Source organism: Nostoc sp. ATCC 53789, from assembly GCF_009873495.1.
Classification (GTDB): Bacteria; Cyanobacteriota; Cyanobacteriia; order Cyanobacteriales; family Nostocaceae; genus Nostoc; species Nostoc muscorum_A.
Map to the genome: position 1 here is coordinate 4,849,274 of NZ_CP046703.1, position 18,360 is coordinate 4,867,633.

An 18,360-nucleotide genomic window follows, 5' to 3' on the forward strand; every position below is an offset into this window, starting at 1 on the left:
AACTACGCTCTTAAACTTCTCAGATAGTAACTCAGTATGAAGCCTAACCAACTGCCAGTTTAGGGGAAACTAGTTTTGTTAAAAACTTTGCCAGCCTCGCTAAAGCAACACCTATAAAACAGACTGTTTATCAATCACCTTTATTTATCGTTTTAAAAAACAAGAGTATTTGCTCTTATTGGGTTGCAAGCCATAATATTGACTTCATGAGCTCCCAAGGTACCTTGCTGAGAAAAAAATCACCAATTTGATTAGAGGCAATCGCCTCTAAAAACTGGGGAAACTGGCTGATGACTAGTGAACCTCAATCGGCTGTCATTAGGTAAAACAGTCACAAAATCTCCTTATCTACCCTCACCGCGAGGTGCAGAGAAGGACTAGGACATAACAGCATTGAATTATCGTGAGCAACAATTATGAGTTGGCTAATTAGTACATTAATTATTGGAATCTCTGTCGCTTTTGCCACCACCTTTGACGACAATTTATATTTGACAGCTTTTTTTGGAAAAGTCAATCGCAGCTTTCGTCCTAAGCATATTATTATCGGTGAATTTCTGGGATTTACTACCTTAGTATGCGCTAGTCTCCCTGGTTTCTTCGGTGGTCTTCTGATTCCTAGCACCTGGATTGGATTACTAGGTTTGCTTCCCATCGCCATTGGTATCAGCAATTTCATCAGTCGAGAAGAAGAAGGAGAAACAGTGCAAGCTGTGTCAGTTGAGTTAAAGTCTCCTGTCAAATCTGAACGCCAGAATAAATCATTATTAGCAACCATCCGCGATCCTCAAACCTACCGCGTTTCTGCTGTCACCATTGCCAATGGAGGAAACAACATTGGGATCTATGTACCTTTGTTTGCTAGTAGCAATCTTCCCAGTTTGAGTGTAATTTTGTGTGTTTGTTATTTCAGTATTGGAGTGTGGTGTTTCCTGTCTTACAACCTGACTCGTAATCCTCTGATGACTCCCGTTTTAACCCGCTTCGGCCGAAAAGTCTTCCCATTTGTCTTAATTTACCTGGGACTCTCTATCTTAATTAAAAGTGAATCATATCGACTGTTACCTAGTCTGGCAATGCTTTCTAATTAGGAATTACACCCGAACTGAAAAATTGTTACTTGGGGATGCGATGTCTACGACGGGCTACGCCTACGCAGATGGGTGCTATTCCCTAACATAACCAAACAATCACCTGAGCGTTTTCCATCCAAAAAAGATTTTTTAATCACTTGAATTTATCAACTTGAATCAAAATAATATTTGATCTTATCAATCAATTTATCTAAAGTGAGAATAAAGCACATTATTGATGGCTCTTATAAAAGTAAACCCACTACTACGAATAATGATAGGAAGGAACTCATGAATCAATCAAATTCCAAAAAACTAACTCGGTGGATTGTAACAGCAGTATTTCTGGTACTTGTAGCAGGATTTTCGCTCCTTGACCAACAAGCAGTTAAAGCTCAAACACTAACAACATCCATACCTACTGAGTCTGAACTAGCTCCAATCACATCTCCACTTACACCGCCAATGGAGTCTGTAACTTCCCCAGTCATACCTCCGGTTACACCGCCAATGGAATCTGTAACTTCCCCAGTTATACCTCCAGTTGTATCTGTAGCAACCAATGTTAGACATTTATTACAAACTAATGAATGTGTTGGATGTAACCTAACTGGAGCAATGCTTAAGGATGCAAACCTGCAAGCGGCAAATTTGGAGGGTGCTAACTTACAAAATGCAGACTTAGAAAGGGCTAACCTACAGCAAACAAACTTAAAAGGGGCAAACTTTCAAGGAGCAGATTTAGGTAAGGTAAACCTTTTGGGAGCAAACCTTGTGGGAGCAAACCTATTTGATGCAGACTTAGAAAAAGCCAACTTGTTGGGAGCAAATCTGCAAATGGCTAACCTACAGGGCGCAGACTTGGAAAAGACAAATCTCACAAATGCAAACATCCAGGGGATTAACCTGATGGGGGTTGATTTGGAAGATGCGATCAGACCTGAAGGATTCACTGTTCAGTGATTAAACTGAAGTTCTGAGTGTAAATTTAATAAAACCCTCAAAAGCCTGATTCAGTAATGAATACAGGCTTTTATTTTTAAAGGTTTGTACTCATATAATTGTCGGAATTTGCGATCGCCACAATAGTAGATAAAGGCACGTCAGCAAAATACTGTTGCTGAAATTGTTCTTCTCGGACAGCAGCTAAAAACCTTGCCACCGCTTCATCAGCAAGGTTTTCTGCCCTATCACTCGGATGCCAGGTAAATTGTAAATAATTGTCTTGTCGTTTGATTGTGAACCCTAAATGTTTTAAGGCTTTAATTCCTACAAGTAAAGTTTGATCGCTGATGCCGATTTTCTCTAAAAGTTGGACGCGCGTAACTGGTTGATTTGTGCGGCTGAGGTATTTGGCAATTCCGACAAGAGTCAACCAAATTTGATTGGGTGGTTGGTGGTTGGGTTTAGACCAAGCGATCGCTAATTGTTGTTGATTAGAAAGCGTAGACGCGGAACGGCTTATGGCTAGACATCGCCGCAACCATAGGCGTAAATTATCCCAACTCGTGGGACAATCTTCAAGAATCAACGCTAAGTCTTGAGTTGTGTTAGCCGTAGCCTGTGAGTATTCCTGATTCCGTAAGTCTAAAATTAGTGGTGAGTGTTGAGTGTTAAGTGCTGAGTTAACACTGGGACGCACAGCAATTAATCTGATTTCATAACGTTTTTTAAAGGTGTTGTAGTCTAATTCAGCTATGCAATCACACCTTCCTATGGGCAATTCATCTTTGTAATGTCCCCACCATAAGCCAGGAAAAGCACTTCTGCCAGAATCATCCCGAATATCAAACTCAGTTTTAATGTACTGTACCTTTTTCCCTTGCCAATCCTGCTGATTGCGATGCCAAGCATTTTCAAACCAGCAGTTTTGAATTAGCAACTTCGGAACAGGATTACCCATTCCACAAGGTTCTAGCACTTTCAGTTCTAAAAATAACTCTTTTCCCAAGTCTGCAACTGTCACCGTCAAGTCTGCTTGCACAGTTGGCGTTAGGGTTGTACTACCTAAAGATTGCCGCAGCTGCTGATTAATCGCTGCTGTAAATAAAGGAATATTCTCTACTAACAAACTCAAACCTGCTGCAAAGGGATGTCCCCCAAAGCGATGTAACAAATGTGCTTGGTCTTTTACCAGTTGGTATAAATCTACAGAATTCACCGAACGGGCGGAACCACGGGCTAATAAGAGTGCTGAGTGCTGAGTGCTGAGTTCTGAGTTAGATAAAGAAGTAATTTCTCCCCCTGCTCCCCTGCTCCCCTGCTCCCCTGCTATTTCTGTACTTAACAAAATAGTCGGACGACCTGTTTCTTGTGCTACCTGTCCAGCAACTAAACCCAATACACCCGCAGGCCATTGGGCATCTTCTAGGACGATGACGCTGGTGGTTGATAAGTCTAATTGAGTAAGTTTTTGTGCTACTTGCGCTTGTACATCTTTTTGCAAAGATTTGCGCCTAGTGTTTGCGAGTTCTGTAACTTCGGCTAATTCGTTACAACGTTTGACATCTCGACTGGTTAATAATTCAACGCAAAAACTGGCATCACCTTGGATGCGGCTAACAGCGTTAATTCTTGGGCCCAAACCAAAGGAAATATCTGTGGGGCGATCGCCACTTTTCTGGCACAATTCTAATAATCGTCCCACTCCCGGACGACGACGCGCTGCTGGTGGCTGTTTAAAATCTTCTTGTAGTCGTTGAATTCCCAATTGCGCCAAATAACGACAATCTCCACTTAACTGCACTAAGTCGGCAATTAATCCTACTGCTACTAAATCTAATAAATCCTCTAACGGATGTTTTGCAACATTAGGCAGACTTTTATATAGTGCCTCCACCAACTTATAAGCTACCGCTACCCCAGAAAGATTAAATAACTGATGTTCCCTTGAAAAATAGCGGGGATTGATAATTGCTGCGACGGATGGGCGTTCAGTTGGTAAAGTATGATGGTCTGTAACTATTACATCTATGCCTAGCTGTTTTGCGTAGATAATTTCCTCAATATTTGTGCTGCCAGTATCACAAGTAACAATTAATTTACAACCTTGTTTTGCTAAGTTATCAATACCTTGATTATTGAGACCGTGAGATTCTTTTAGGCGATTGGGAATATAGTAAATTAACTGAGTATTTTGTTTAAAAAATTGCCCTAATCCATCCCAAAGTACAGATGTAGCGGTAATCCCATCAGCATCAAAGTCTCCCCAGATAGCTATTTTTTCTTTAGCGTTATATGCATGTTGCAACCGTGCGATCGCTAAGTCCATTTCTTGCCCAAACTCAAAGGGACTCGCTGGTTGATAAGCTTTATAGTTAATAAAAGCTGTTAATTGTTGATTATCTTTAATTCCCCGTTGCCACAACAATTGTGCTGCATATATTCCACTTGATGCGGGTGTATGCTGTTTCACCGCTTGGATGAACCACTCCGGGGGTTGTTCGGTTGCTGTTATAGTCCACTGCTGTTGTTCTGGCATGATTAAATCGGGGATTGATCCTCGGTTGTTTGAGATTCACCTGCTAGGGGATTAAGGACTACTTCATTGGCGACGCTATCAGCTTTCCGGGCGCGAATTGCCGGACGCGATCGCTTGTAACCTGCTCTTTCAGCTTTTTGGTGTTCATAATCAATCAATCTGCCATAATATTCATGCTTGCTTAAATTCATCGACAAGAAAATATGCTGGCGAGTATTACCAAAACCCTTGCGGTTAAAAAACTTTAAGGCTGAAGTATTGGTGGGATCGGTATCTACCAGCATAAACCGTGCGCCATCTTCAATCATTCGGGCGACGACTTTATCCACCAATTTGTCTGCTACTCCCCGACGCTGATACTTCGGGCTAACTCCCAACCATAAAATGTATCCATAAGTCCAGGATGCTTTGGTAATGATAGTTCCCAAAATGAATCCTGCTAATTCCCCGTCAGTTTCGGCCACAAGACAATATTCAGGATCGGTATTGTAAAGTCCAATCACCTCCCATTCATCCCATGTACGGTATAAATAAGGATATAAATCGCTGGTAAATAACCCTTCTCCCAAGTGGTAAACGGGAGCAATGTCATCAATTCCTAATTCGCGGACATAAATGGCTTCAGTTTCGTCAAAAGTTGACATAAATTTAGAAGTTGTGATTTTTTTATATCCCTATTGGACTTGACAAACATCCTTTAATGTATGGGGTTGAGTGAGATTTCTTGAATGCTGTCAAAATTGGGCAATGAGTCTTTCACTGCTTCTTCGGGAACTTGTGTGCGCTCGCACCGTTTGGCAAACTGACAATAATCACAGGTTTTGCTACCCTCTGCCACTTGAGGAAACTGTTGATTATTTTGGTAATCTTCCAACCAATTAGTTAACTGACTTAACAGTTGATTAAGTTTCTTTGCTATTTTTGTGTGTTGAACAGTATTGTAATTAAATTTAATATTTTGCGGCTTACCCTCAGATTGGACAAACCAGTAAGTCATGGAAATATTTTCTGGCGAATAATCGCTAGTTTCTGCCAATACATAGAGATAAAGCCGTGTTTGCCAGTTGGATTCTAACTCGCGTTTATTGGGTGGTTTAGGATAAGTTTTCCAGTCTAGAATTTGCGCTTGTTGGTTATCTGCAATCAATAAATCATAGACAACCGTCAGCAAATAATCTTGAACTTGCAGGGTGCGGTAGTGTTCACTTTCACGGAAAGTTTGATTATCAGATGCAGCCGTTAAAATTTCAGGTGCGGCATCAGCAAAACCTAGCATCCAGCTTTGCAGTTTAGCATCTGCTTGCAAAAAACTGTCAATTGGCAAACCCATTTCTCGCTGCTGCATTAGCAAGTGAAAACGACTACCCAAAGTTAGCCGTTCTTCTTGTTCTGGATTTGAGGGCGAATTGAGTTTTTCTAAATAGGTATGTTGGAATTTACGCGGACAAGCTTCTAGTAAGTTGAGTTGTCCTTGAGACAGTCGCAGTAGTTGAGTGGGAGTTAACAGCATTCTTCTATTTTAGAAGTTAAAAGGGCGAATGACCTCCGCCCTAGCTCTAAGTTGACACCCAAACAATAACTGCTATAGTTCTCATATCTGTTATTTCAACTCTTCATAATCTGCCTCATCTTGGTGATTAGAATGTTTCGTTTTTTCTTGGGACTTGATGGAGCCAAGCAATCAAGCGCGAGTTAGTTTCCCTAGAAGAATTGCTAGATGATATTGTGCGTCCCTTGCCCAAAAGGGAAGTACTTGAAGCACTCGCTAATTGAACAAAGAACTGCACTTTTCTCCCTCCAGTCTGTGATGATGAAATAGATGACTGACCGATTAATTGAACAGGTTTATCACAAAATTACTACTGGGGATATTAGGCTAATTTATAAGCTATTTACTTGTACCTGGACATAACGGTTCGGTATAAATCATAGGACTTACGCAAACAATAGTTAAAACCCTGATTCTCAAGTAGGGGCAATTCATGAATTGCCCCTACCGTGTGTAGTTTTGCGTAAGTCCTAAATCAGTTACCTTCAGTCCCGATGGTCAAACCCTAATTTGTAGTAGCCAAGATGAGACAATTAAAGTTTGGGATGTATTGACAGGTGAGTGTCTAAAAACACTGCGTAGGCGTAGCCCGTCGTACACATCGCCAAAAGGCTAAGAAAAAATGAATATCACCGGGGTGACAGAATTAACATCGGCACAGATAGAAACTCTCAAAGCCTTGGGAGCCGTAGAAAAATCGAAAAAATAAAAGGTAAAAGAATGAATTTTGCCTTTTCCTTCATCCTTTTACCTTTTTTATGTACCTGATGCTTATTTCATGTTAGCCCTTGCGTCCTTCACTGCGGCAAAGAAAAAGAATCCGGTGAGTGGAATGCTCAATGCGAGGATAATCGCCGTGACTTGGAAACCCAAATCTGGTTGTCCGTAACTGAGTTCAAAAATTGAACCAACAGCTGCGATCGCACTTACACAAGAACCACCCAGAAATAAACCGCTTTTTGGAGTTAAATACACTACTAGCCCCCTATGCTATTGGTTTCACCGCTTGATACGAGAAGCCATTTTTAGATAGCTCCTGGGCTAAAGTCAAGGAGTTTTCTACACGGTCTACAAATACCACACCGTTGAGGTGATCCATCTCGTGCTGAATGCAGCGTCCTAAAAGGGCATTAGCCTTTAATGTTCGAGGACGGCCATATTCGTCTTTATAGGCTATCTCCACGACTTCAGGACGCTTTACGTCTAGATATACGTTAGGAATGCTTAAGCATCCTTCTTCGGCAACAGAGATGTCGCGGCTGACTTGTTTAATGGTGGGGTTAATTAACACCAAAGGCGGATTAGCTGCGTTCTCTGGTTCCAGGTCGATGACAATTAGTTGTTTGTGAATTCCCACTTGGGGGGCAGCCAAACCAATGCCATCTTTGCTGTACATAGTTTGCAGCATTTCCCGCACCATCCGGCGAAGTTCGTCATCTACTTTAGAAACCCGCTTTGCAGCTTGACGCAGCACGCGATCGCCTAAATAATGAAGCTCCAAAGGTGGATTTTTTAACTTTTTTTTCTCTACAGCAATTTCAGAAGGCATGAGTCTCAATGGCTAGTGGTGAAAATTCTTACTATTTTCATTCTATCAAGTTGGGGAATGGGGGGTGGGGAATTGGAAATTGGGAATGGGGAATTGGGAACTATGAATTACGAATTATTGGCTGGGGTGATGTGTGTTTAAATCTTTTACGAAACTAGACTATCTGCTTAAAGAAACTTTCCTCGGTTTGCTGCGGGGAGGTTGGATGAATTGGGCAGCTGTAAGTACTGTGACAGTGTTACTGTTTTTATTTGGTTTGAGTTTGCAAACCTCTTGGCAAGTCGAAAAACTACTCTATCAGTTCGGTAGTCAGCTAGAAGTATCAGTTTATCTTGAACCGGATGCACGGGCCGAAAACATTGAGCCACTGATCGCAAAAATGCCAGAGGTTGCGGCGATGCAAACCATTACCAAAGAGCAAGCTTGGACTAAGTTAGTTAAGGAAATGAGAATTTCTGATATTGAGGGTGCTACGCAGCAGCTAGGTGAGAATCCTTTAGTTGACGAGATGAAGGTGAAAGCGCGTAATTCTCAAGTTGTACCAACTTTAGCAACGCAACTGGCTAAGTTACCGGGAGTTGAGACGGTGGAGTATATCGATGAAGCAGTTAAACGCATTGCCCAGTTGCACCGGGGTCTGAACTGGATTACTTTAACAATTACAATTATTCTGACCCTAACAGCGATCGCAGTGACTACAACCACAATTCGGTTGATTGTGATGGCGCGACGGCAAGAAATTGAAATTATGCAACTAGTGGGAGCAACCTCAGCTTGGATTTACCTGCCGTTTATTTTACAAGGAATTGCTTTTGGTTTAGTTGGTGGTGCGATCGCTTGGAGTTTCATTTCTGTGATTCAACAGTTTCTTGGTAAATTGCTAGCCAATCAACCTGAGTTTATTCAAGTTATCAGCAATGGTGTGCAACTCACTCCAGCCCAAGTTTTACTATTACCCTTGATTCTCTTGAGTTTCGGTGCAGCTGTAGGATTAATGGGAAGCTTATTTGCAGTCCGAAGTTTTGCTAAAGGTTAGGGGTTAAAGATTGGGCATTGGTTATGTACAAATGACCAATGACAAATGACAAAGGACAAATCTTTATGAAATCACAATGGGAATGTTTTCTGCAAAATCTTGGTGTATGGGAAGGTTCATTTACCAATTTTTCTCCCCAAGGTACGCTTCTGAACGATACTTCTAGCCGTCTTTGCCTAGAAGGTTTGAACAATAACCAGACAGTACGCCTAACTCTAAGCCGTTCGGGAAAGGATGATGTAATCAGAGAATTTAGGTCTGTGGGAGGAGGTCTGCTATTTTTTGAAAATGGTTCATTTTCTGAAGGTTTAATCCAGCTAGGGCCATTTTCTGAATTTGGTGGAGAACTCGCTTTTGTTCATGAAAATCGCCGCTTACGTCTGGTACAACTGTTTGATAAAAATGGTCATCTAAATGGACTAACTCTCATTCGAGAACATCTAGCTGGAACCCCGGTAGCAGAACGTCCCCTTTTGCAGATACATGACTTGTTAGGAGAATGGCGAGGACAAGCAGTGACAATATATCGAGATTTGCGTCCGCCTGATATTTACTCTACAACTTTGAAAATACAACTTGATGATGCTAGGCGATTAATTCAAAGTACTTCTTTTGGCGATCGCACAATTACCTCAACTGCTACTATCAAAGGTTCTATCATCCTCTTTGACCAAGATCCAGAAAAACAGGTACAAGTATTATTGTTACCTGATGGCGCTTCTGCAACTTCTCCCCTCAAGGTGCAATTACGTCAACCCTTATTTTTGGAAGCGGGTTGGTTAATCCAGCCAAATCTGCGCCAGAGGATGATTCGTAGCTATAACGACAAAGGCGAATGGGTTAGTCTGACATTAGTTACTGAAGAAAGGGTGTAAGGGATTTGAGAGTGCAATCGTACTATGTCATGAGATATTAGACCAAACTTTCCTTAGACATCAGGCTTCATTTACCATATTTAAAATCTGATTGTATAGGGCTGGAGAAACTCTAAACTCTGATGTAGTAATTAAGGCATCCATCAACGGTTTGACAGCAACTATGAGATTTTGATGTTTCGCCTCAATCAAAATACCCAGCAATCCAGTAATCCTTAACCCCAGGCGATTAGCTTCTGCTCGACCCCGACGTTCATCAATCAATAGTAAATCAGCACTCAGTTCTAAGGTAAGGGCGATCGCCTCAGACTCTCCAGGATCTAATCTCACCTCATCTCGAAGGCGTTCAACAATCTCGCGGTTTAAAACTTTTCGCACTTCCAGCCAAGAAGCAGTTTGAACTTCAGAGTTTCCAGGAACGGGAAGATCGATATCGGTAAGCTCACAATATACTGCTTCGGGAATGGTGACTTGAGTGTAGAGTTGAGGCAGAAGTTGCAAGTGTTGAATTGCCGCTAAATTGGTGATCGCCGACGTATCACTGATAACAATCACAGCCTTCCAAGCTCTCGCAGGTTTTTCAAATCCAATTCAAAGTCCTCAACGTCGTAGGAGTAGAGAGGGATATTTCGCTGCTTGAGGAGTTGGCGAAAGGTATTGGGTTGCATATCCGCTAGCTGACTGGCATAGCCTATCGTTAAGCGTCCTGTCTGGAATAGGAACAGCGCAATTTCTTGACAAAACTCGCTTGGGGTAAGCTGAGATGCTTGTAGAATTTCGTCTGAGATTACAATACTCATAGCAAGGCTAGTTTACCGATTATATCTTCAGGGTAGCCCAAGAAACTTCAAACTACGTTACGGTGGCATATAAGCAGTCAACATTTTTTTTGCCAATTCAATGGTTTTGAAATGGTAATCAGGCAATTTGAAGTGTGCTAGGTTGAGGAATCGATTCACCTTCTACTTCCCAAGCTTCCAAATACATTTCAATCACTTCTTCACCATTATGAATAGCTTCTTCACGAGTTTTGCCGTGAGTGCAAGGCATAATAACGCGATCGCCAAACTCTGGAATCGTAACTAGGAAAAGTTGATCTTCATCAGACCATTGAAGAATCATACTGTATCGATTCATAAATCCTCGTCTTCCCTTAACTCTTGGAGTTCAGTTAATAAACTGAATGATAAATCCTGTGATCGCACTTTTCATCGTGGAAGTGTTTAAGATTGTGAGTGGAAAAATCTGTTGGGTAACGCCATCCCTCTACCCAACCTTATATTTTAAAAATAAGTGGTAGACTGTTCGCTGTAAAGTTATTGTTAGCCTGCGCCCCGATCGCCATTGTTTTCAATGTAACGGCGCAAAACTGAGTTAATCAGTGTTTTGTACTCTGTACCTTGTTCACGAAACCACGTTATCACTTCTGGATCTAACTGAATCAGGTCACTGGCTCGTGTTGCGGGAATCCTCAGCGTGGCATTTTCAAAAAACTTATCGTTCAAAGGTGGGGTGTCTGAGTAATCAATGTCCTCATCCGTCATCGCCTCTAATGCAGCCCAATCAGTACGTGAGGTATTGTTCAAGTCGTTGACGCTCATATCGGTTTATTTATTGCCTGAACTCTCACCATTTCCTGCACCTAAGATCGATTTGATAAAAGTATCTCCTGAATATCCAACCAGAAACCCTGTAAACAAACCGCCCCAAAAGTCTTCGACTGAAACAACTTGCTGAACGTTACTTTTACGAGCGAACGCAACAATAATAATTAGAGCAAAAATGATTGTTCGACATATAGATAACCAAAAACTTCGAGATGAGAAGTCAATAGAGTTTTTATTGTCACTAACAATAAATCCTAATATACTACCAATAATTGCACCAACTATTGAAGATCGCATTGGGGATCTTATGTCTACAGAAAATGGAATTGTATCTATATGATCTCTCTCATCAATTCTATAACGAACTTGTATTTGAAAAGTATGACTAACTGGACTAAAAAAAAGCCATATTCTAGTCTTTAATACAAAATGTTTTACTAGAGAATCTCCTGGATACAATTTTATTCCAGACTTCTCTGAAACTTCAACACTGTTTTCATTTTCATTTACAGAAGGGTTATCCCCCTGTTTCAATAAGTTATTTTTCTCTGTGTCTCCAGTCGTAAGGTTAACAGTTAGATCGGAAGAATTAATATTTAATTGAATTCTATTTGTTAAGTGAGCATTGACCGTACCCTCACTAGAATTCATATTTACTACAGGTACGTCAAGATATCGCAAACTACCGACTGATTCCTCTTCTTCTGGACTAACAGCTACAGCTACTCTTTCATCAGATTCAAGTTTAAAATATCGAAATATTCCAAATATTTGAAAAAATTCAATAGAAATAAAACTTTGAAATATGTCTTGCAAATAAAATTTGCATTGAATAAAATTAAGTTGTAATATCTTATTGATTCCTATCAGATTACTTTTATTTTTTATTTCTTCCAGAAGTTCGCTTCTAGATTTTTCTATTTTTTTTCTGTATCTCTTTTTAGCTAGTTGATCATTAATATCAACTGGAATATGTGTCTCAGTACTTAAGATTCTAACAGGGACAGCAAATGGATTTCTGATTACAACATAAATAGAGATTTCCTCACCAGCAGAGGTGACAGGCTTAGATGTTGAGGCTTCTAACTTCAAAGAGCCACGAATATCTGAATCCTTAGTCTTCTCTACCTTTTTTTCATAAAAACATTTACTTTCTTGCTCTTTATTATTCATTTTTATTTCAGAATATTTCTTTTACAGCTTTTTCTATCTATGCACTACTCCAGAATTCCTAATTCAAAATTCCTCATTGTCATTATTTAGTATCTAAAGCCCTACCAATAAGCTTCTGCATACACATATACCAATGTCAAGTCTGACTCTTTCTTATACGGTACTTTCTAGTATAATTATTTGCTCGATGGCAATATATAAGCATTACAACTGCACTCTATGATGATATGGAGAATTTTTCCATATAAGCTTCATATCTATAGAAACAATTCATACTTAATTTTTGAAATACACGTAGGGTTAGCATGGCCCACCCTACAGATACTTAGATTTTTTTACTAGTCAAATCGAATTCTATAGATATTACATGGAATTTTTCAGTATAAATACTTTGTATAAGGTCATTGTATGGGATCATACCCTATATCTCTTGGGATTAAGCAGAATTTTTCTTCATAACAGCCTTATTTATAGTATTAAACGAAAATTCTCTGGATATCATTAATATCTACAGACGCTCGAAGAAGCTTTTGAATCAGGTAGATAATGCGATTTTATTGGGTAAGTATATTTATACACAACATATCAAAATTTTATGAAGTTTTATATGATATGTCACACTAAACTACAATGACGGTGCAATGCTTGCTTGAGTAAATTTTGATACTCTTCATCCTCAACCCGATAAGCGCCAAACCTCTCCAAATGCGGATTCATCATTTGGGCATCAAAAAATACAAATTTCCTCTGACGCAATCTTTCCACCAATTTAACCATCGCTACCTTAGAGCCTTCAGGAATACGGTAAAACATCGACTCGCCAATGAAAGCCCCACCAATGACAATCCCCAAAATTCCCCCAGCTAATTCGTCACCCTGCCAAGTTTCAAAACTAAAAGCATAACCACTTTGGTAAAGTAGCCAGTAAATCTTTTCCAATTCCGGTGAAATCCAAGTTGTCTCTCTGTCAGCACACCCAGCGACTACAGCTTGGAAGTCCCGATTAATTGCCACAGTAAACCGTTCTTGATTCAAAACGCGCTGCAAAGACTTGGGATAACGAAACCGATCATCCAATGGAATAAAAGTCCGATCGCGACTTCCGTACCAACTCAGGCGATCGCGCTCATCAGCCATGAGAAAATAGCCTTGTGCATAGCCCTCAACAATAGCGGCGATATCATATTGCATAAATAAATATAAAAAAACACTCTTAGAAACGCAATTTGATGTTAACAGTCAACCTCAGCGTTCCTTTGCGTTTCCCTCCGCGTCCCTCTGCGTTTAAAAAAGATGACTCAACCAATTCCACCCATTACCCTACCACCACCTGAAAACCCACTGCTCGAAGGTGAATGGTTAAAAGAGCGTTTACAACGGTGGCTAGATACAGAATTTATCCCCGAAGCAGTAAACCAAAATATTGCCCAACGAGCCGCACAGATTTTTGTGCGTCAACGGATGGAAGGAGAAAACGACCTTGGTTCTCTGGTAATTGCCCTTGTCACAGAGATGCAGTCGTATGATTTTTCCAATAGCTTTTATGGAGAGTTTGCGATCGCCAACGCCGTCAGCGATCTACTCTTAGAAAGTCTGGGAATTGATAAGTGTTGTGGTCAATAATATTTTGTCATTTGTCATTTGTCCTTTGTCATTTGTTCTTTACCAATGACTAATGACCCTTACGGGTTCGCCAGTCACTCATGGGGGAAACCCCCAAGACCGCGCTGGCTCACTAATGACTAATGACTCTTAACTACCAGCTAGACTTAACAACTCCAGGCAAAAGACCTTCATGCGCCCATTCTCGTAGTACGTTCCGAGAGAGTCCGAAATCGCGGTAAACTCCTCTAGAACGACCAGTCAACCAGCAACGGTTGCGGTGGCGGGTGGGCGCACTATTCCGGGGTAGCTGTTGAATCTTCCGGTGGATTTCTAGCTTATCCAAAGGAGATGCTGCACTTCTGAACTCATCCAAAAGGGCTTCCCGCTTGTCAGCATACTTTTCTATCAACCTGGTGCGCTTTTTCTCGCGCTCAATCATGCTCTTTTTAGCCATTATTCTCTAACTTATTTAAAGACACCGTTCTCCATTCTACAGTCTCTCCATCAATTCTGGGGTTACTTGTGTCGCTTACCCTACAACCACTGGCTTATTCGCTACAGGGCATAAATCAGCAAGCTCACACGCAACACAAACGGGAGAGCGGGCTTTACAAATAGCACGACCGTGATAAATCAACCGAATTGACCAATTTTCCCAATCCGGCTGAGGCAATAAACCCATTAAATCTTGCTCAATCCGAACGGGGTCTTTTGCTTCAGTTAAACCCAAGCGTTGACTGAGGCGCTTGACGTGAGTATCTACCGTCACGCCAGCATTAATACCATAAGCATGAGCCAGAACGACATTTGCTGTCTTCCTCGCCACACCAGGAAGCTTTAACAACTGTTCCATTTGGTTGGGGACAACAGAGTTAAACTCGTTAACAATCATCCGACAAGCGGCTTGAATGTTTTTAGCTTTATTGTGATAAAACCCTGTAGAACGCACCAAGCTTTCTAATTCTACTAAGTCAGCGATCGCTAAACTCTCAGCATCAGGAAACTTACCAAATAAAGCTGGTGTCACTTTATTTACTCGCTCATCAGTACACTGAGCAGAGAGAATCGTTGCCACCAACAATTGTACTGGCGTTGAGTAGTTCAAAGAGCAAGTAGCATCTGGATAAAGACGCTTCAGGCGAGCTAAAATTTCTAGCGATCGCTTCTTTTTAGATAACGATTTGCGGGTAGTAATCACTGGAATAATTTTTGTACCCACTCCAATTGGCTAGTTAATTGAGTAGTTTCTTTGACGATCAGAAAAATTCCTAATCCTAAGAGTAATACCAAACCAGTTTGCATTACACCTTCTTGAATCCGGGACGGTACAGGCTTACCGCGTAAACCTTCAATCAGCAGAAAAGCGAGTTGTCCGCCATCCAAAGCTGGTAAAGGCAAAATATTGATAATAGCCAAGTTAATGCTGATAATTGCCGCAAAAGACAACAGATTTACGCTATTATCTTCAGCTAATTTTGCACCTATTTTGACAATATTAACTGGCCCAGAAACTTGTCCAGCAGTTTGTTGAAAATTGGTAATCAACTGCCCAAAACCGCTTAGTGTCCCAACAAATAATTGTTGAAACCTGTTAGCAGCAAGACCAAAAATTTCAAAAGGACTATTCGGACGGCGATAAACTGCGGTAGCATTTGGACTAAGTGCCACACCAACTACACCTTTACCATCGGCTCCCAGTTTTGGCGTTAATTTCAGGGTTTGTTGTTGGTTTTCACGCTGAATTTTCAGTTCGATTTGCTGATTTGGATGAGTTTGAATTTCTTTAGTCAGCAAAGGAGTTGATTTGTCAGAAGCCGGGAGTTCTTGACCGTTTACAGCCAGAATAATATCTCCTTCCCGAATTCCTGCTTGATAGGCAACAGATTCTTGATTAACAGGCTGTACAATGACACCAGCTTGATAGTTTAATTCTTTGGGAATACCAACGATACCCAATTGCAGAACCAGCACCAAATAGGCAAATATTAAATTTGCAATCACTCCAGCACTGATGACAATCGCCCGGTCTAAAACTGGACGGTTACGCAGCAGATTCGGGTCATTGGGTGGAATATCGCTATCGGGGTCATCATCGGGAAAGCCCACAAAGCCGCCCAAGGGAAAAGCGCGGACAGCATATTCGGTTTGTGAACCTTGATACTTCAAAAGAACTGGGCCAAAACCCAAAGAAAAACGGTTAACGAGAATGCCTTGAGAACGTGCTGCAACAAAATGTCCCAACTCGTGTACCAAGATCAAAACAGCCAAGACTGCGATCGCTGCTAAAACTGACATAGAGTAAATTAGAGAAAATATTAAGTTATAGTTATCTCCATTCTAATTGGGCATTGGGTATTGGGTATTAGTCATTGGTCATTGGTCATTAGTCATTGGTAAATAACAAAGGACATAGACGCGCTAGCGACTTCCCCCAGGGTAAGACAAATGACTAATGACAAATTATAAAACTTCACGCCCCAAATAAGGTTGCAGCGCTTCTGGTATCTTCACCGTCCCATCAGATTGTTGATAATTCTCCAAAATTGCAGCCATAGTCCTTCCCACAGCCAAACCCGAACCATTCAGAGTGTGTACGAACTGAGTTCCTTTTTTCCCCGCCTCTTTGAAGCGAATATCAGCCCGTCTTGCTTGAAAATCTATAGTATTGGAACAGCTAGAAATTTCGCGGTATTTGCCAGAAGAGGGCAACCAAACCTCTAAATCATAAGTTTTGGTAGAGGCAAATCCCAAATCCCCAGTACTTAAATTTACTACTCGATAAGGCAACCGCAACGCCTGTAAAATCGCTTCTGCATTCCCCACCAATTTCTCCAGTTCATCAAAAGACGTACTAGGTTCAACAAATTTCACCATTTCCACCTTGTTGAACTGATGCAGGCGAATTAATCCCCGCATATCGCGCCCATAGCTACCAGCTTCACGGCGAAAACAGGGAGTAAAAGCGCAGTGGTAAATAGGCAAATCTTCAGCAGCAAGAATTTCACCCCGGTAGAGATTTGTAACTGGAACTTCTGCCGTCGGAATCAGCCACAAATCATCATCAGCGCATTTAAAGCTTTCTTCCGCAAATTTAGGTAACTGACCGGTCGCCGTCAAAGACTCGGTATTCACTAACAGAGGCGGACTAACTTCCACATACCCAGCTTGAGTATGGAGAGTCAGCATAAATTGAATTAATGCCCTTTCCAATGCCGCACCAGCGCCCATCAATGTCACAAAGCGACTTTGGGCAACTTTTACTGCTCGTTCAACATTGAGAATACCCAGCTTTTCGCCAATTTCCCAGTGAGGGAGAATATTCGGATTTTGGGTAATATACTCATCACCCCAACGCCGCACTTCTACGTTATCTTCCTCATTCTTCCCAAGGGGTGTAGAGTCGCTTGGTAAGTTGGGAAGTGCCAACACAAGTTGAGCAATTTGAGCTTTGAGGTCTTTTTCCTGGGGTTCCAGTTGGCTCAACGTCGCTTTGACAGAGTTACCTTCATCGCGCAAAGCTTGAATTTCTGGGTCTTGAGAATTAATCCCAGATTTAATCTTCTGCCCGACAATTTTACCGATTTCGTTGCTCCGAGCTTGGAGTTGACTGCGTGTCCCCTCTAGTTCTCGTTGTTGCCGATCTAACTGTAGAATCGGTTCAATGTCGTATCTACCACTACGACTATTCAATCTTTCTTGAACTAATTGCGGATTTTCCCGTATTTGCTTAATATCCAGCACAGATTTTTCTCAGTTTCTAGCCTAAAATCTTCCTGTCAATACAGTTAACACATTAAGCATTTAGCATATAGTAATTTTGGTTTGCTGTGACTGGAAAAACAAAGTTTATTGCAAAAATTCAGTCTTAATCTCTGAATCAAGATTTTTCCCTAGCATCACTGCCAGGACTAAGAAAGCATATATTGCATTTAACCAATTATGAGCTAGTATCCTGAGCCACTCTTGTTTCAGTAACCTGAGCAAGACTCTGACCATTACCATTATTGTTATCAGCGGCTGCAAACGTCCTTTGAGTGATACTCTGTGCTTCCTTATCGTCTCTAGTTTGTCCAGGTGAAGGCAACCAGTATGCAAGCACACTTGATAAACCACCCCAGTAAAGTGCAACATTTTTATCGTCCCCTGGCGAGCCAAGCTTGAAAATGCACAGCCCCAATACGATGCTACTAAAGAAAACCTGTACGCCAAATCTCCATGCGTCTTGATTAAATTTATAGGCTGGTTGATTTCTCCTGGTGTCAAATTGATTTTTCATAGTGTTCAAACTTATAAAAAAGGTATACATCATCCCGGTTTTAGTTTTGACATCACTTGTTAGTACAGCTTGGCGGAATTCTTAATGATACCCATACCCCTACGGTGATATTGCTATGCGTAGTGTACCGCTCTCC

At 41.2% G+C, this 18,360-nt stretch carries 22 protein-coding genes; 6 read left to right on the forward strand and 16 right to left on the reverse strand.

Going from position 1 to position 18,360, the window contains the following annotated elements; genetic code table 11:
• Positions 1–416 precede the first annotated feature (416 nt).
• Both GJB62_RS19995 and GJB62_RS20000 read left to right on the forward strand, forming a co-directional pair.
• Positions 417–1,091, forward strand: a complete 675-nt coding sequence (locus tag GJB62_RS19995) for a cadmium resistance transporter (protein ID WP_114081860.1) — start codon at positions 417–419, stop codon at positions 1,089–1,091.
• 273 nt (positions 1,092–1,364) lie between these two features.
• On the forward strand, positions 1,365–2,036 hold the full coding sequence (locus GJB62_RS20000) for a pentapeptide repeat-containing protein (RefSeq protein WP_114081861.1): 672 nt from the start codon (positions 1,365–1,367) through the stop codon (positions 2,034–2,036).
• Positions 2,037–2,112: 76 nt separating this feature from the next.
• On the opposite strand, the gene GJB62_RS20005 is transcribed toward GJB62_RS20000, so the two are convergent.
• The 3 genes from GJB62_RS20005 to GJB62_RS20015 are packed head-to-tail and all read right to left on the reverse strand — an operon-like array spanning position 2,113 to position 6,064.
• Positions 2,113–4,554 (reverse strand): DHH family phosphoesterase, encoded by a 2,442-nt coding sequence (locus GJB62_RS20005; RefSeq protein ID WP_114081862.1) that lies wholly within the window; start codon positions 4,552–4,554, stop codon positions 2,113–2,115.
• Between the two features lie 2 nt (positions 4,555–4,556).
• Entirely contained in the window at positions 4,557–5,198 is a 642-nt protein-coding gene (locus GJB62_RS20010) for a GNAT family N-acetyltransferase (RefSeq protein ID WP_114081863.1), read from the reverse strand.
• Between the two features lie 53 nt (positions 5,199–5,251).
• On the reverse strand, positions 5,252–6,064 hold the full coding sequence (locus GJB62_RS20015; protein ID WP_114081864.1) for a PD-(D/E)XK nuclease family protein: 813 nt from the start codon (positions 6,062–6,064) through the stop codon (positions 5,252–5,254).
• Between the two features lie 547 nt (positions 6,065–6,611).
• Between GJB62_RS20015 and GJB62_RS38205 the strand changes: the two genes are divergently transcribed.
• Complete coding sequence (locus GJB62_RS38205) at positions 6,612–6,719, forward strand: hypothetical protein (protein WP_348537530.1); 108 nt, start codon at positions 6,612–6,614, stop codon at positions 6,717–6,719.
• A gap of 155 nt (positions 6,720–6,874) precedes the next feature.
• Here the strand turns inward: GJB62_RS38205 and GJB62_RS20025 are convergent, their stop codons facing one another.
• Together GJB62_RS20025 and def are read right to left on the reverse strand one after the other, a co-directional pair.
• Positions 6,875–7,078: a hypothetical protein gene (locus GJB62_RS20025; protein ID WP_114081865.1), complete on the reverse strand. Its 204-nt coding sequence runs from the start codon at positions 7,076–7,078 to the stop codon at positions 6,875–6,877.
• Between the two features lie 10 nt (positions 7,079–7,088).
• Positions 7,089–7,652: a peptide deformylase gene (def, locus tag GJB62_RS20030; RefSeq protein ID WP_114081866.1), complete on the reverse strand. Its 564-nt coding sequence runs from the start codon at positions 7,650–7,652 to the stop codon at positions 7,089–7,091.
• A gap of 133 nt (positions 7,653–7,785) precedes the next feature.
• Between def and GJB62_RS20035 the strand changes: the two genes are divergently transcribed.
• Both GJB62_RS20035 and GJB62_RS20040 read left to right on the forward strand, forming a co-directional pair.
• Entirely contained in the window at positions 7,786–8,688 is a 903-nt protein-coding gene (locus GJB62_RS20035; protein ID WP_114081867.1) for an ABC transporter permease, read from the forward strand.
• A 65-nt stretch (positions 8,689–8,753) separates the two neighbouring features.
• Positions 8,754–9,563, forward strand: coding sequence for a DUF3598 family protein (locus GJB62_RS20040; protein ID WP_114082004.1), 810 nt, complete (start codon positions 8,754–8,756; stop codon positions 9,561–9,563).
• Between the two features lie 60 nt (positions 9,564–9,623).
• Here the strand turns inward: GJB62_RS20040 and GJB62_RS20045 are convergent, their stop codons facing one another.
• The 6 genes from GJB62_RS20045 to aat all read right to left on the reverse strand — a co-directional run bounded on the left by GJB62_RS20045 (position 9,624) and on the right by aat (position 13,534).
• Positions 9,624–10,118, reverse strand: a complete 495-nt coding sequence (locus GJB62_RS20045) for a DUF3368 domain-containing protein (protein ID WP_114081868.1) — start codon at positions 10,116–10,118, stop codon at positions 9,624–9,626.
• Complete coding sequence (locus GJB62_RS20050; RefSeq protein ID WP_114081869.1) at positions 10,115–10,363, reverse strand: UPF0175 family protein; 249 nt, start codon at positions 10,361–10,363, stop codon at positions 10,115–10,117. Before GJB62_RS20050 ends, GJB62_RS20045 begins: the two co-directional genes overlap by 4 nt.
• Positions 10,364–10,481: 118 nt before the next feature.
• Entirely contained in the window at positions 10,482–10,700 is a 219-nt protein-coding gene (locus tag GJB62_RS20055; RefSeq protein ID WP_114081870.1) for a type II toxin-antitoxin system HicB family antitoxin, read from the reverse strand.
• A gap of 185 nt (positions 10,701–10,885) precedes the next feature.
• Entirely contained in the window at positions 10,886–11,164 is a 279-nt protein-coding gene (locus GJB62_RS20060) for a BrnA antitoxin family protein (RefSeq protein ID WP_114081871.1), read from the reverse strand.
• Between the two features lie 6 nt (positions 11,165–11,170).
• Positions 11,171–12,343 carry a hypothetical protein gene (locus GJB62_RS20065; protein ID WP_114081872.1) on the reverse strand — a complete coding sequence of 391 codons (1,173 nt, stop codon included), beginning with the start codon at positions 12,341–12,343 and terminating at the stop codon, positions 11,171–11,173.
• A 615-nt stretch (positions 12,344–12,958) separates the two neighbouring features.
• Positions 12,959–13,534 (reverse strand): leucyl/phenylalanyl-tRNA--protein transferase, encoded by a 576-nt coding sequence (gene aat, locus GJB62_RS20070; protein ID WP_114081873.1) that lies wholly within the window; start codon positions 13,532–13,534, stop codon positions 12,959–12,961.
• Between the two features lie 102 nt (positions 13,535–13,636).
• Here aat and GJB62_RS20075 point away from each other — a divergent pair, with 102 nt between their 5' ends.
• On the forward strand, positions 13,637–13,966 hold the full coding sequence (locus GJB62_RS20075) for a hypothetical protein (protein WP_159402538.1): 330 nt from the start codon (positions 13,637–13,639) through the stop codon (positions 13,964–13,966).
• Positions 13,967–14,099: 133 nt separating this feature from the next.
• On the opposite strand, the gene rpsN is transcribed toward GJB62_RS20075, so the two are convergent.
• The 5 genes from rpsN to GJB62_RS20100 form a co-directional block, all read right to left on the reverse strand.
• Positions 14,100–14,402, reverse strand: a complete 303-nt coding sequence (gene rpsN, locus GJB62_RS20080) for a 30S ribosomal protein S14 (RefSeq protein WP_114081875.1) — start codon at positions 14,400–14,402, stop codon at positions 14,100–14,102.
• A 75-nt stretch (positions 14,403–14,477) separates the two neighbouring features.
• Positions 14,478–15,167 carry an endonuclease III gene (gene nth / locus GJB62_RS20085; RefSeq protein WP_114081876.1) on the reverse strand — a complete coding sequence of 230 codons (690 nt, stop codon included), beginning with the start codon at positions 15,165–15,167 and terminating at the stop codon, positions 14,478–14,480.
• The gene (rseP, locus tag GJB62_RS20090; RefSeq protein ID WP_114081877.1) at positions 15,143–16,243 is read right to left on the reverse strand and encodes an RIP metalloprotease RseP; all 1,101 of its coding nucleotides are present in this window, start codon (positions 16,241–16,243) and stop codon (positions 15,143–15,145) included. The genes nth and rseP overlap by 25 nt, the downstream gene beginning before the upstream one ends.
• Before the next feature lie 165 nt (positions 16,244–16,408).
• Positions 16,409–17,689 carry a serine--tRNA ligase gene (gene serS / locus GJB62_RS20095; RefSeq protein ID WP_114081878.1) on the reverse strand — a complete coding sequence of 427 codons (1,281 nt, stop codon included), beginning with the start codon at positions 17,687–17,689 and terminating at the stop codon, positions 16,409–16,411.
• A 196-nt stretch (positions 17,690–17,885) separates the two neighbouring features.
• Positions 17,886–18,224: a hypothetical protein gene (locus GJB62_RS20100; RefSeq protein WP_167755994.1), complete on the reverse strand. Its 339-nt coding sequence runs from the start codon at positions 18,222–18,224 to the stop codon at positions 17,886–17,888.
• Positions 18,225–18,360: the final 136 nt, after the last annotated feature.

What these genes read in the sequence shown, in the direction of transcription:
- GJB62_RS20065 (WP_114081872.1), bottom strand. Translation starts at nt 12,343, where the DNA reads ATGAATAATAAAGAGCAAGAAAGTAAATGTTTTTATGAAAAAAAGGTA.
- rseP (WP_114081877.1), bottom strand. Translation starts at nt 16,243, where the DNA reads ATGTCAGTTTTAGCAGCGATCGCAGTCTTGGCTGTTTTGATCTTGGTA.
- GJB62_RS20100 (WP_167755994.1), bottom strand. Translation starts at nt 18,224, where the DNA reads ATGAAAAATCAATTTGACACCAGGAGAAATCAACCAGCCTATAAATTT.
- GJB62_RS19995 (WP_114081860.1), top strand. Translation starts at nt 417, where the DNA reads ATGAGTTGGCTAATTAGTACATTAATTATTGGAATCTCTGTCGCTTTT.
- def (WP_114081866.1), bottom strand. Translation starts at nt 7,652, where the DNA reads ATGCCTTCTGAAATTGCTGTAGAGAAAAAAAAGTTAAAAAATCCACCT.
- GJB62_RS20005 (WP_114081862.1), bottom strand. Translation starts at nt 4,554, where the DNA reads ATGCCAGAACAACAGCAGTGGACTATAACAGCAACCGAACAACCCCCG.
- GJB62_RS20055 (WP_114081870.1), bottom strand. Translation starts at nt 10,700, where the DNA reads ATGAATCGATACAGTATGATTCTTCAATGGTCTGATGAAGATCAACTT.
- GJB62_RS20050 (WP_114081869.1), bottom strand. Translation starts at nt 10,363, where the DNA reads ATGAGTATTGTAATCTCAGACGAAATTCTACAAGCATCTCAGCTTACC.
- GJB62_RS20040 (WP_114082004.1), top strand. Translation starts at nt 8,754, where the DNA reads ATGAAATCACAATGGGAATGTTTTCTGCAAAATCTTGGTGTATGGGAA.
- GJB62_RS20060 (WP_114081871.1), bottom strand. Translation starts at nt 11,164, where the DNA reads ATGAGCGTCAACGACTTGAACAATACCTCACGTACTGATTGGGCTGCA.
- GJB62_RS20015 (WP_114081864.1), bottom strand. Translation starts at nt 6,064, where the DNA reads ATGCTGTTAACTCCCACTCAACTACTGCGACTGTCTCAAGGACAACTC.
- GJB62_RS20075 (WP_159402538.1), top strand. Translation starts at nt 13,637, where the DNA reads ATGACTCAACCAATTCCACCCATTACCCTACCACCACCTGAAAACCCA.
- GJB62_RS20000 (WP_114081861.1), top strand. Translation starts at nt 1,365, where the DNA reads ATGAATCAATCAAATTCCAAAAAACTAACTCGGTGGATTGTAACAGCA.
- GJB62_RS20010 (WP_114081863.1), bottom strand. Translation starts at nt 5,198, where the DNA reads ATGTCAACTTTTGACGAAACTGAAGCCATTTATGTCCGCGAATTAGGA.
- rpsN (WP_114081875.1), bottom strand. Translation starts at nt 14,402, where the DNA reads ATGGCTAAAAAGAGCATGATTGAGCGCGAGAAAAAGCGCACCAGGTTG.
- aat (WP_114081873.1), bottom strand. Translation starts at nt 13,534, where the DNA reads ATGCAATATGATATCGCCGCTATTGTTGAGGGCTATGCACAAGGCTAT.